This is a genomic window from Methylosinus sp. LW3, assembly GCF_000527115.1.
Classification (GTDB): domain Bacteria; phylum Pseudomonadota; class Alphaproteobacteria; order Rhizobiales; family Beijerinckiaceae; genus Methylosinus.
Genome location: NZ_AZUO01000001.1, coordinates 1,772,129 through 1,784,255 on the forward strand (window position 1 = coordinate 1,772,129; position 12,127 = coordinate 1,784,255).

13 protein-coding genes are annotated in these 12,127 nt (G+C 63.8%); 9 read left to right on the forward strand and 4 right to left on the reverse strand.

Translation table 11 applies throughout. From position 1 onward, the window contains the following. Positions 1-105: 105 nt before the first annotated feature. Complete coding sequence (gene ribA, locus METLW3_RS0108965; RefSeq protein ID WP_024879594.1) at positions 106-1,212, reverse strand: GTP cyclohydrolase II RibA; 1,107 nt, start codon at positions 1,210-1,212, stop codon at positions 106-108. A gap of 348 nt (positions 1,213-1,560) precedes the next feature. Here ribA and METLW3_RS0108975 point away from each other — a divergent pair, with 348 nt between their 5' ends. The 3 genes from METLW3_RS0108975 (at position 1,561) to METLW3_RS0108985 (ending at position 4,849) form a co-directional block, all read left to right on the forward strand. Then, the gene (locus METLW3_RS0108975; RefSeq protein ID WP_036308774.1) at positions 1,561-2,916 is read left to right on the forward strand and encodes an aryl-sulfate sulfotransferase; all 1,356 of its coding nucleotides are present in this window, start codon (positions 1,561-1,563) and stop codon (positions 2,914-2,916) included. A 26-nt stretch (positions 2,917-2,942) separates the two neighbouring features. Then, positions 2,943-3,257, forward strand: a complete 315-nt coding sequence (locus METLW3_RS0108980) for an acylphosphatase (RefSeq protein ID WP_036309437.1) — start codon at positions 2,943-2,945, stop codon at positions 3,255-3,257. Between the two features lie 119 nt (positions 3,258-3,376). Beyond that, on the forward strand, positions 3,377-4,849 hold the full coding sequence (locus METLW3_RS0108985) for an MBL fold metallo-hydrolase (RefSeq protein WP_024879597.1): 1,473 nt from the start codon (positions 3,377-3,379) through the stop codon (positions 4,847-4,849). Between the two features lie 95 nt (positions 4,850-4,944). Here METLW3_RS0108985 and METLW3_RS0108990 read toward each other — a convergent pair whose 3' ends face one another. Together METLW3_RS0108990 and METLW3_RS0108995 are read right to left on the reverse strand one after the other, a co-directional pair. Continuing rightward, the gene (locus METLW3_RS0108990) at positions 4,945-5,265 is read right to left on the reverse strand and encodes a hypothetical protein (protein WP_024879598.1); all 321 of its coding nucleotides are present in this window, start codon (positions 5,263-5,265) and stop codon (positions 4,945-4,947) included. A gap of 285 nt (positions 5,266-5,550) precedes the next feature. Further along, the gene (locus tag METLW3_RS0108995; RefSeq protein WP_036308775.1) at positions 5,551-6,423 is read right to left on the reverse strand and encodes a LysR family transcriptional regulator; all 873 of its coding nucleotides are present in this window, start codon (positions 6,421-6,423) and stop codon (positions 5,551-5,553) included. A gap of 122 nt (positions 6,424-6,545) precedes the next feature. Here METLW3_RS0108995 and METLW3_RS0109000 point away from each other — a divergent pair, with 122 nt between their 5' ends. From METLW3_RS0109000 to METLW3_RS0109025, 6 genes are all read left to right on the forward strand, one after another. Continuing rightward, the gene (locus METLW3_RS0109000) at positions 6,546-7,733 is read left to right on the forward strand and encodes a cupin domain-containing protein (RefSeq protein ID WP_024879600.1); all 1,188 of its coding nucleotides are present in this window, start codon (positions 6,546-6,548) and stop codon (positions 7,731-7,733) included. Between the two features lie 70 nt (positions 7,734-7,803). Then, positions 7,804-8,967: a cupin domain-containing protein gene (locus METLW3_RS0109005; protein ID WP_024879601.1), complete on the forward strand. Its 1,164-nt coding sequence runs from the start codon at positions 7,804-7,806 to the stop codon at positions 8,965-8,967. Positions 8,968-9,048: 81 nt separating this feature from the next. Then, entirely contained in the window at positions 9,049-9,897 is an 849-nt protein-coding gene (locus METLW3_RS0109010; protein ID WP_024879602.1) for a bifunctional 5,10-methylenetetrahydrofolate dehydrogenase/5,10-methenyltetrahydrofolate cyclohydrolase, read from the forward strand. Positions 9,898-10,105: 208 nt separating this feature from the next. Beyond that, the gene (locus METLW3_RS0109015) at positions 10,106-10,444 is read left to right on the forward strand and encodes a Rieske 2Fe-2S domain-containing protein (protein WP_024879603.1); all 339 of its coding nucleotides are present in this window, start codon (positions 10,106-10,108) and stop codon (positions 10,442-10,444) included. A 60-nt stretch (positions 10,445-10,504) separates the two neighbouring features. Continuing rightward, a complete protein-coding gene (locus METLW3_RS0109020) occupies positions 10,505-10,966 on the forward strand; it encodes an SRPBCC domain-containing protein (RefSeq protein WP_024879604.1) in 462 nt (153 codons plus the stop codon). 240 nt (positions 10,967-11,206) lie between these two features. Further along, positions 11,207-11,620 carry a hypothetical protein gene (locus METLW3_RS0109025; protein ID WP_024879605.1) on the forward strand — a complete coding sequence of 138 codons (414 nt, stop codon included), beginning with the start codon at positions 11,207-11,209 and terminating at the stop codon, positions 11,618-11,620. Here METLW3_RS0109025 and METLW3_RS0109030 read toward each other — a convergent pair. Continuing rightward, positions 11,571-12,065 (reverse strand): hypothetical protein, encoded by a 495-nt coding sequence (locus METLW3_RS0109030; protein ID WP_024879606.1) that lies wholly within the window; start codon positions 12,063-12,065, stop codon positions 11,571-11,573. The genes METLW3_RS0109025 and METLW3_RS0109030 overlap by 50 nt on opposite strands. Positions 12,066-12,127: the final 62 nt, after the last annotated feature.

Consider the following 12,127-nt stretch of genomic DNA (forward strand, 5'->3'; position numbering starts at 1 on the left):
GGCGCGCGCCCAATGTTATCGTCGTCGCGCCGATGATCCATTTAAAGCATATATGGAATATAGGAATAATCAATATATTCGGCGGCGCGGTCCCCGCCATTTGCGTCAGGCGGGGGCGCGGTCGAGGTCGATGAGATGTCCAGCCTTGTCGCGCTTGGCGGCCAGATAGCGGAGATTATGGGTGTTTCGGCGCCCCATTATGCGCTGGTCGGCGACCACCTCGAGCCCCGCTTGCGTGAGCGCGTCGATCTTCTCTGGATTATTGGTGAGCACCTGCACGCGGCGCGCGCCGAGCAGCTTCAGCATTTCCGCGGCGAAGGCGAAACGGCGCTGGTCTTTGTCGAAGCCGAGCGTCTCGTCGGCGTCATAGGTGTCGAAGCCGCGCGCTTGCAGATCATAGGCGCGAATCTTGTTGGCGAGCCCGTTGCCGCGGCCTTCCTGATCGAGATAGAGCAGCACGCCGCCGCCATTCTCCGCCATGTAGCGCGCCGTATAGCGCAATTGATCGCCGCAATCGCATTTCAGGCTGCCGAAGAGATCGCCGGTGAGGCAGGCCGAGTGCAGGCGCACATTCACGGGGAGCGCGAAATTCGGCTCGCCGATGACGATCGCCACCTGATCGCGCAATCCTTCGCCGCCGCGAAAGACGATGAACTCGCTGTCTGGCGCGCCCTCGAGCGGCACGCGCGCGCGAGATACGATGCGCAGAGCCGCGAGGCGTGTGGACTGGTAGGCGGCGACATTGGCGCGGGCGACCTCGAGCGGGCGGGCGAAGTCGGCCTCGGCGCCCTCCGCGCCGGCGATGATCGCCGCCGGAAGCACTTGCGCGAGACGCATCAGATCCAAGGCGCGCTCCTCCAGCGCGGAGAGAGCGGCGGCCGGCGCATCGAGGCGCGCGTCGGAATCGAAAGCGAGGGCATGCGCCCGCGGGACGTCGAGCACGGGCATTGCGACGGCGCCGGCCTCGCGGCGTTGCGCGCCGAGGCGGCGCAAGCGCGGCCCCGAGAGGGCGAGGCGCGCGTCGGCGCGGCCGAGACGTTCGAAGCTCTCGCAATAGAAGGAGTCGAGCGCTTCGGCGGCGAGAGCGAGGATGCGTTCTCCATTCTCATGCAGAATGATCGGCCGTCCGGCGCGGATTTCGGCGATGGCGCGCTCGACTTCGATTTCGCCCGGGGCGTTGCGGAAACCCGGTCGAGAGGATGAGATGGTCACAATGCCTCCGGCGCTTTCTACATAAGCTCGACAGATATAGTTTTTCTTATCCATCCAACAAGTGCAATTTTTCGAGCAGAGCGGCGCCGGAGCGCCATTCGCCGGAGCGGCGCGAAAGCGCGACGCGCATATAGAAAAACACTTTAGAGCATGTCGTTCTGCGAGGCGGCGAGTCTCTCTCGGCGATGCGGGAGGCAAATTCCTTCTTATGTGTAGAACTCGAGCATTTTGCTATTTATCATAGCTGATAAGTGTGAATATAATGGCGGCATCACAGCAAGACGGGAGCGTCCGATGGCCCGCGGCAGGCATCGCTTTTCAATCGAAACCCTTTTCGGAGCGTGGTTTTTGCGCAGCGCCTGCGTGGGCGCTCTCGCGGCGGCGGCGGCCGGCGCCTCGGCGGAGCCCAGCGTCTATCCGACGGGCGCGACCATCTACGATCCTGCGCGCGCCTATAATTCTTATGTTCTCTTCGCCGGCGGCGATGATGTGACGAGGCTCGTCGATCTCACCGGCAAGGTCGTGCGCGAGTGGAAATATACGGGCCAGCCCGTCTCCTTCATCGATCCGGCGCTCGTTGAGGGCGCGCGGGGGCATATATTCGTCACGCTGGAGAGCGAGGAGGGCAGGGGAACCGATCTCACGCCCGGCCGCGCCCAGACGCGCGTGCGCAAAACGGTCGGCGAGGTCGATTGGGACGGCAAGCCCGTGTGGAGCTTCGGCTCCGCGGCGCCGGGCGGCGTCGCGCGCCAGCATCACGACATAACGCGCCTGCCCAATGGCAACACGCTGCTGCTCGCCAATATCTCCTATCCGCTTCCCGGCTTCGCCGCGCCGCAAGTTCTCGACGATGTCGCTTACGAGGCGAATCCCGATGGCGATATCGTGTGGACCTGGGCGGCTTCGGATCATCTCGACGAGATCGGCTTCACGGCCGATGAGCTGAAGCTAATAAAGGGCTCGAAGAATCCGGACTATCTTCATGTCAATGATCTGAAGCCCGTCGGCCCCAATCATTGGCATGACGAGGGCGATGCGCGCTTTGCGCCGGACAATCTCATCTTCGACTCGCGCAACGGCAATTTCATCGCCATCGTCGATCGCAAGACGCGCAAGATCGTCTGGACGCTGGGGCCGCATTTCCCGCCGGTGTCGGAGGATGGAACGACGACATCGCGCAAGGTTCCGCGGCCCGTCGATCAAATCTCCGGCCAGCATGACGCGCAGATCATTCCCAAGGGCCTGCCCGGCGCCGGCAATCTTCTCGTCTTCGACAATCAGGGCGAGGCCGGCTATCCGCGCGCTTCCGTCACCTACACGGGCGGTTCGCGCGTGCTGGAGATCGATCCGGTCACCAAGCAGATCGTCTGGCAATATACGGGCGCGAGCTCCGGCAATCCCGGCTGGACCTTCCGCAGCACGCATATCAGCAATGCGCGGCGCCTACCCAATGGCAATACTTTCATCGACGAAGGTCAGATCGGGCGCTTCTTCCAGGTGACGCCCGAGGGCGAGATCGTCTGGGAATATCTCAACCCCTATCCGCGGCGCGGCAAGGATGCGGAAACCGGCCGCCCGACGCTCAATTACAGCGTCTATCGTGCGCAGCCCGTGCCTTACGACTGGGCGCCGGAGGGGACGCCGCATGCGGAGACGGCCATCGCGCCGCCGGAGAACGCAGGCTTTCGCGTGACGTCCAAATGAGACCGCGCATCATCTGGGAGAATCCCGTGACGTCGCCGCAAAGCGAGAGGCGCATCGCCCGCATCATCGTCGAAGGGCATGTGCAGAATGTCGGTTATCGCGTCTTTGTCGCTCGCGAGGCGGGGCGGCTGCATCTCGCCGGCTGGGTCCGCAATCGCGCTGACGGTTCGGTGGAGACGCTGATCGCCGGTTCGGCTGCGGTGGTCGATGAGTTTCTCGCTCTCGCGGCGAGAGGGCCGGCGACAGCGCGCATCGATTCCTATCGTGTCGACGAGGCCGACGCTCACGCGCTCGCGGAAGGCGGCGGCGAGAGCGGTTTCGTCGCCGCGCCGGCGGCCTGACGCGCACTTCAGGCCCCGACGAGAGTCCGCGAGCAGAAGACGCGGCCATTTCCCCCGCATCGGCGCGTCACGACGCGCCGATGAAAATCTGCGCCCCCGAGGAAGAGAGAGAGGTTCTCATGTCGATACGCAGTTTCAAGACGCTCGCCGGATTAGGACTGACGGCGTCGGTCTTTGCGGGAGCGGCGCATGCCGCCTCGCTGCAGGAGGCGGCGACGCTCGCCTCCGCCGCCAGCGTCAAGACGCTGGAATTCGCCGGCGCTGGCCATTGGCGTCAGTTCGGCCAGGCCCCGATTCCCGGCGGCGATTGGCCGAAGTTCGACGTCTCCGCCTATAGCGCGGCGATCGACTTCGACAAGGCGGCCGAGCGCGTGCTCATCACCCGCTCGCAGACGCCCGACGGCCGCGCCCGTCCGGCCCCGGTCGAGCAGAAGCTCGAATGGTTCGTCGTCGGCGACAAGGCCTGGAATGTCGCGCCGCCGCAGGGCGCGGCTCCGGGCGCCGCTCCGGTGGCGACGCCGGCTCCGGCCGCCGTGGACGAGCGCGTCGCCGAAATCTGGGCGACGCCGCAGGGCTTTCTGAAAGCCGCGCTCGCCAATAACGCGAAATCGGAAACCGTCGGCTCCGGCGTCGAGGTCTCCTTCGCCATTGGCGCGCGCCGCTTCGTCGGCGCGATCGGCGCCGATAATCATGTGTCGGCGATCAAGACCTGGATCGACACGCCGGTGCTGGGCGACACGCTGATCGAGACGCATTTCTCGGGCTATAAGGATTTCGGCGGGCTGCATTTCCCGGCCGAGATTCATCGTAGCGAAGGCGGCCACGAGATTCTGCATGTCAATGTCGCCTCGGCCAAGGCCAATGGCGCGGTCGACATTGCGGTTCCCGCCAATGTCGCGAGCGCGCTCGCGCCTGTCGTTGCCGTGGCGTCCGAGAAGCTCGCCGATGGCGTCTTCTATCTCACTGGCGGCACGCATCACAGCCTCGCCGTGGAAGAGAAGGACCATGTCGTGCTGATCGAGGCGCCGCTGAGCGAGGAGCGCTCGATCGCGCTGATCCAGAAGATCGGCGAGGTCATTCCCGGCAAGCCGGTGAAATATGTGGTCAACAGCCATGTGCATTTCGACCATTCGGGCGGTCTGCGCACTTTCGTCGACGCCGGCGCGACCATTGTGACGCAGGACATCAGCAAGGCCTATTACGAGAAGGCCTGGGCCGCGCCGCATACGCTGCGTCCCGATCGTCTCGCGGCCTCGAAGAAGGCGGCGAAGTTCGAGACCTATGAGCACAAGCACGCGCTCGGCGACCTGCATGCGATCGAGATTCATCACATCGCCGGCAGCGGCCATTCGGATGATCTCGCGCTCGTCTTTCTGCCGAAGGAGAAGCTCGTGATCGAGGCCGACGCCTATACGCCGGCCGCGGTCGGCGCGCCGCCGCCGGCGACGCCCAATCCGTTCTCGGTCAATCTCTACGACAATATTCAGAAGCTCCGTCTCGATGTCGAGCGTATCGCCGGCCTGCATGGGCGCGTCGCGACCATCGATGAGCTGCGCGTGGCGATCGGCCTGAAGAAAGCCGCCGCCAATTGAGAAAAAGCCCCGGCGGCGCGCTGGCGCGGTCGGGGCTCGCGGTCATTCCGAGCAGGAAGACGCCGGGCCTATAGGCCCGGCGTCTTTCGTTTTGTTCAGCCCATTCCGGCGGTCTTCAATATCGTTCGCGCATCGACGAGGGCGGCTTCGACGCCCTCGTTTCTGTCGAGCGCTTCGACGAGCTGCTTGAGGCAGTCGATCGCCGTCGGCTCGAAGAGGCGCTTGGTCGTCAGATTCTGCTCGCGTGATTCTTCGACGGCGCGCAGGATCGCACGGACATGGCGGAGCTTATCCGCCAGCGGCTCGCTGCTCGGCTGCTTCGCGGCCTCGTTTTCGGAATGGGAAGGGAGCGGACGCCGTCGGGCGGGCTCCTGCTTTGGATCATAATTGATCGATGGATCGTTTTTCTTGTTCATCGTCTATTTCACTGTGTCATTTTGGCGCGGTGATCGAGAGCTCCACAACGCAAGCCTCTCAAGGTGTTGAAGATACTAAATATTTTTACAGGGATGGAGAGTTTGTCGATTTCAAAATGAAACGTGCGCTCTATCCCGTTAACCTTAACGCAAGCGCTATGCCTCCAAATCCCACAAATGGAGGAAATATCGAAAATTACGCGAAATCAAAGACGCGAGGCGTCCCGAGCGACTGCGCCGTTTTGCGACATGCGCGAATAAAATACAATCTATAGTTGTGTAGCATCAGTATTTGCGCGAGGCGCCGGCGGCTTTTCGATCGATCGCCTGCGACAGCTCGGCGAGCAATTTGCGGTCCCCGGCCTTGCGCTCGATCTGGATGAAATCGACCGATCCCAATGGCGGCAGTCGCGCGTCCTCCTCGCAGGCGGCCAGCCCGCGCGGGATCAGCGTGCTGGCGTGCGCCATCATGCCGAGGCCTATGCCGGTCGCGGTGGCGAGGCCGTTGAGATCGCCGCTGGTGCAGGCGATGCGCCAGGGAACGGCGGCCTTCTCCAGCGCCGTCAGCGCCATGAAGCGCGTGATGCTCGGCGGCGGATAGAGCACGAGCTGCGCCTCGTCGTGACGAAACACCGGCTCCGTCGTCGCCGCTGTCCAGACGATGCGGTCGCTGAACACGAGCCGTCCCCGATCGCCATCCGGCCATCGCTTGCACAGCACGAGATCGAGCCGGCCTTCGTCGAAGGCCGTCAGCAGATGATTGCTGAGCGCGATGGTGAAATCGAGATCGACGTCCGGATGCGCCTCCATGAAGGGCCGGATGATGTCGCCGAGCCAGCCGATGGCGAGATCCTCGCAAGCGCCGAAACGCAGCGCGCGCCGCTTGGAGGATTGCCCGAAATGCCGTTTGGCGCGCGCGTTGGTCTCGAGGATGGAGCGCGCGAATTCCAGCATGGCGCGGCCATGCTCGGTCAGCGCGTTGGAATGCGTGTCGCGCTCGAACAGCTTCTGCCCGGCGAATTGCTCGAGCCGCTTCACATGCTCGCTGACGCTCGATTGCGAGAGGCCGAGCTGACGTCCCGCCTCGGAGAAGCTCCTCACCTCGGTGATCGCGACGAAAGTGCGCAGATGGATCGGATCGAGCATTGGCGCAGCCATCGGAATTTTCGATAGCTGTTATCTAATCATCGGCCATTCCGATTTGCAACGCTTCTGCGGATACTTGGTTTTGTAGAAAAATTTTCGCTTCGCCCTCGAAGGCGAGGCAGGAGGAGGAAACAATGTTCAAGAGCCGCCGTGATTTCCTGGGTTCCGCTGCTCTGGCGAGCGGGCTGGTGACATTCTCCAGCGTCGCCGAGGCGACCGACAAATATCTCGCCAAGGCCGGCGACGGCGGCTTCGGCCGTCAGGCGGTGGGACTGCCGCCGGGCGACGCCGTCGCCTATCACGATCCCAAAGAAGTCGCGGCCATGCCGGACTTCAAATTCTCGCTCGATGGCAATAAGCCGAAGGTCACTTCCGGCGGCTGGGCCAAGGAGGCGACGGTTCATCAATTCCCGATCAGCAAGGGCATCGCCGGCGTTCACATGTATCTCGAGCCCGGCGCCTCGCGCGAATTGCATTGGCACGCAATCGCGGCGGAATGGGCCTTCGTCATAGAGGGGCGCTGCCAGACCGTCGTGATCGAGCCGAGCGGCGCCAGCGAGATCAATAATTTCGAGCCCGGCGATCTCTGGTATTTCGCCAAGGGCCATGGCCATTCGATCCAGACGGTCGGCGACAAGCCCTGTCACTTCATCCTGTCCTTCGACAATGGCGCCTTCTCCGAGCACGGCACATTCTCCATCACCGATTGGATCGATGTGACGCCGAAGGAAATGCTCGGCCTCGAATTCGGCCTGCCGAAAGACCTGTTCGACGCTTTTCCCAAGGGCGAGGCCTATATTCAGTCCGGCCCGATATTGAAGGCCTCGGATGCGCTGGAGGCGCCCTGGCCGAAGGAGTCGACGCATAAGTTCCGCCTGCTGCGCGATCCGAAAGCCGCGCGTGATTTCGACGGCGGCAGCTTCCGCCTCGCGACGATCGACGAGTTCCCGGCGCAAAAGACCATGTCCGGCGGAATAATGACGCTGCCGCGCAACGGGCTGCGCAAGCTGCATTGGAACGTGAACGCCAATGAATGGCACTATTATCTGAAGGGCAGGGGACAGGTCGCGATCTTCGGCTCCGGCGGGCGCGGCAAGGTCGCCGAATTCGGACCCGGCGACGTCGCCTATATTCCGCAGGGCTTCGGCCATGCGATCCGCAACATAGGCGATGAGGATCTGGAGATCATCCAGACCTGGGACAATCCGAAATTCGAGGAGATCGACCTCGACAAATGGGTGCAGTCGAGCCCGCGCTATTTGCTCGGCAATAATTTCACCGGCGTGCCGGAGGCGACCATCTCGCAATTGAAGCGCGGCTGATCCTTCGACGAGACGGCGAGCCGTGCGCGGCTCGCCGCTTCGCCATTTTTGCGAATGGAATGGATGGCCCATGCTCGCCCATAGACGCAATTTTCTCGAGATCGCCGCCTGGGGAGCGGTCCATTTCTCGACTCTCGCCGTCGCCGTCTCGGCTGAGCGGCTGACCGTCAAATCCGCTCACGCCGCGGAGGCTCATGCGGCCCATGCGGCGACCGCCCCCGGCGCGACGATGGAGTTTCGCTTTCCGCTCGACGCCGGCCGTCCGCGCGTCGCCTCCGGCGGCTGGGCGAAGGAAGTCTCGGTGCGCGAGTTTCCGATCGCGCATAGCATGGCCGGCGTGCACGCCTTTCTGGACGCCGGCGGCTCGCGCGAACTGCATTGGCACGCCACCGCGGCGGAATGGGCGCTGGTGCTCGGCGGGCGTTGCCAGACCGTTGTCATCGATCCGAGCGGCGCGAGCGAGATCAATAATTTCGAGCCCGGCGATCTCTGGTATTTCGCCAAGGGCCATGGCCATGCGATCCAGACCATAGGCGACGCGCCCTGCAACATTTTGCTGGTCTTCGACGACGGCCGCTTCACGCCCGACGCCAGCGCTTTCTCCCTCACCGATTGGATCGATCTGACGCCCAAGGATCTCCTCGCGCAGGAATTCGGCGTTCCGAAGGATATTTTCGACGCTTTCCCGAAAGGCGAGACCTTCATTCAAGCAGGTCCGATCCTGCGTCCGGAAGATGCGCTCGAGGCGCCATGGCCGAAAGAGTCGACCCACAGATTCCGTCTGACCCGCGAGACGAAAGCCGCGCGCGATTTCGACGGCGGGAGCTTACGGCTGGCGACGGCGAAGGAGTTTCCGGCCTCGACGACAATGTCCGGCGGGATCATGACGCTGGAGCCCGGCGCGATGCGCAAGCTGCATTGGAACGTCAATGCCGACGAATGGCATTATTATTTGCGCGGCAAAGGCCAGGTCGCGATCTTCGGCTCCGGCGGACGTGGCAAGGTCGCGGAATTTCGGCCCGGCGACGTCGCCTATATTCCGCAGGGCTTCGGCCACGCCATTCGCAACATAGGCGACGAGCCGCTGGAGATCGTCCAGACCTGGAACAGCGGCGCCTTCGAGGAGATCGACCTCGATCAATTCGCGCGCGCTGCGCCGCGCCATCTGGTCGCCAATAATTTCTCCGGCGTGCCTGGCGCGACGATCGACGCGATGCGGAGACCACGCTCATGACAGCGTCGAAAGGCCGCGCATAGATTATGTCGCTTTCGGAGTATAGCGGAGCCGGGCCGGGCGCTGTGAAAGGCGTGTCCTATGCAGAAAATCTACAGCAAGGAGATCGTCGCCGCCCGCAAGGCGGCGCTCACGGAGGCGATCGTCGCGCTGAAGGCGCGCGGCGTCACGCCCAAGCTCGCCGCCGTGGTCTGCTCGTCCGATCCGGCGGCGCTGAGCTATGTCGCCGTCAAGCGCAAGCACGCTGAGGAAGTCGGCGCCGCTTTCGAGGGCGTCGATCTCTCGCATGCCGGCTCCTATGCGGATATAGCCGCGCATATGCGCGATCTCTGCGCGCGCCCCGATATTCACGGCGTCATCGTGGTGATGTCGTCCAAGCCCGAATTCGATGAGATCGACGTGACCAATCTCATTCCGGCGAATAAGGACGCGGATGGGCTTTCGGTCGGCAATCTCGGCGCGCTGCTGCAGAACGGGCCGCATCAGCGCTTCATCGCGCCGGCGACGCCGCGCGCCTGTATCGCCATGGCGGAGACGGAGGGGAAGCTCGCCGGCAAGACCGTCGCCGTCATCGGCCGCGGCCGCACGGTGGGCAAGCCGCTCGCCAATATGCTGGTCAACGCCGGCGCCACAGTGACGATCTGCCATTCGGCGACGCCGGACATTCCGAAATTCTCGCGCGCGGCGGATATCGTCTTTGTCGCGACCGGGCGTCCGCATTTCTTCGGGCGCGACTATTTCTCGGAAGGCCAGCTCGTCGTCGACGCCGGCGTCGGCTTCATCGACGGCAAGCTCGCGGGGGATGTGGAAGCGGCGGCGCTCGAGGATCTCGACATTCGCCTCACGGCGGTTCCTGGCGGCGTCGGACCTCTCACCTCGGTTCTCATATTGGAGAATCTTCTGCTGCTGATCGCGCATGCCGGAGAATGATTGCGACAATCGGTCCGATGCATTTACAGAAATTCGGCGCCACATTGATATGCATGGCGCCGGCCCTGCGATCCCGCCCGGGAGCTTACGGTAACATTCCGAGGCTCGAAGGTGCGCATCCGGGAGAGCAGGGGGCGTCGCCGAGAACGTCTTTGGTCCGCAACTTGCGTGTCGTGGCGGGAAGCTTCTTGAAACGAGGGGGATCCCGATGGCGTTCACCTTTATCTGCAACACCAGCGCCGTGAACGAAGGGGCGATGGGCCTCTTTCAGGCCGGCCGCAAGAGCGTCCTGCTGGTCTGGCCGGCCGGCGGCGAACTGAAGGCTTTTCGCGGCCGTTGTCCACATGCCGACATGCCGCTCGACGAAGCGAGCTTCGACGGCAAGACCGTGCTCTGCAATTATCACAATTGGGGCTTCGACAGCGTCAACGGCAAATGCGTGACGCATCTCGTCCGCAACGCCCTGCATCCTTATGAGCTGAAGATCGAGGGCGACGAAATCCAGGTCGATCTCGGCCCGGCCAAGGTTGCGCGCGCGCCAGCGTGAGCCGCCGCCCGGCATTTTGGCAGGGTTGTTGCTTCAAATTCTGAAACAGGAGCGACAGCCGTGCCCGAGACGCGAAACATCACGACCGAGAAAGATTTCGAGCATCCGGTCGACGCAGTCTGGCGCGCCATGACGGATTCGGAATGGCTCGCCGTCTGGTTTTTCCCCAATGATATCCGGCCCGAGGTCGGACATTCCTTCACCATTTGGAGCCGCCCGATCGAGCGTTGGGATGGCGAGTTCCAATGCAAGGTGCTTGAGGTCGTCCCCGGCGAGAAGCTCAGCTTCCGCTGGAAGGGCGGTCATGAGGAGCTCAAGGGATTCGGTCACTATATGGATGTGACCGTCACCTGGACGATCTCCGCTCTGCCGAATGGCGGCACGCATTTCCACTTCGTCCAGGAGGGGATCTCCACCGACCCGACCTCCGACGCGCTCTATGACATCATGCTCAAAGGCGCGGACAGCGTGATGCGTAGCCTCGCCAAGCGCATTCCCGATCTGCTCGAGCACGAGCCCTGATCTTCAAGGCGGCCTCGGACACGCCGGCTCGGCGTCCGCCGGCTGGCGGCCGTGTTCCCTCAGGCCCGGTTGAATGTGACTGCGTGATCGCGGCGCTCTGGACGATGTGGCGCCGCCGGGGCTAAGGCTCCGGCGGCGTCGTCGTCTGTCGATGACTTGCGCGCCGCTATGGCGCGGCGCTGCGTCAAAGCTTAAAAAGCCGGGCGCTCGTCTCGCGCACATCGCCGAACCGGAGGGCAAATGGAGGAGATCGCCGCATCCATCGGCAATTACGTCGGCATTTCGGCGCCGACCGCCCGCCTCGCGATCGGTCATATTTTCGCGTTTCTGGAGAAGCGCGACGCCGCCATCGGCGCGGAGCTGATCGCGCGTGTTCCCGACGGCCGCGAGACGGTCGAGGCGGCGCTCGCCGCGCCGCGCCGCGGCCTGCTCGGGCTGGCGCTCGGCGGCCTCGGGGCTCTGGTCGGGAAAAATCAGAAAGACGTGGTCGAGCTGACATCACGGCTGACCAGCATGGGCCTCTCCGCCGCGCAGCTGCAGAAGCTCGCCAAAGCGGTCTTCGTGCTCGCCGAGCAGGCGGTCGGCCGCCCCAAGCTGCAGACCATTACCGATACGATTCCGGGCTTCTCGAAATTTCTCTGGCCGAACGGCTGACGGAGCCGCTCGCCGCCCGTCGCGTCTTGGCGGGCGCAGGCGCAGCGGCCGCAGAGGCGGTGGGCGCAGCCTCCTGTCGGGGCGGCGTCGAGCCGGTGGCCATCAGATCGATTTCCGCGCGCTCCGCCTTTTGCAGAGGCGGAGCCGGATGCGATTCCACCGGCTGCAATTCCACCTGCCGAATCGTCGGCCTGGTCTCCTCGGCGGCGATCGCGGCCGGCTCGGTTCGCGTCGCGTCGAGATAGGCGCGTCCGGCGAAGAGCGGCGCGGCGAGCGTCGCTGTGACGAGAACGGCGCGCGCGAACGGCGATTTGCGCGGCGCGGCGGGCTCGCCGGCGCGCGCGGCCGATCGCGCCGCCAGAACGAGATCGCTGGCGGTTTGCGGCGAGGCCTTACGGAATCTCTCTCCGTCCGCGCGATAATTGCGGCCGACATGAAAGCGCATGGAAATTCAGTCCTGTTTGGTCTGGCAATGGTTGCGGAGCTTAAGGGACCAATGGTTAATTT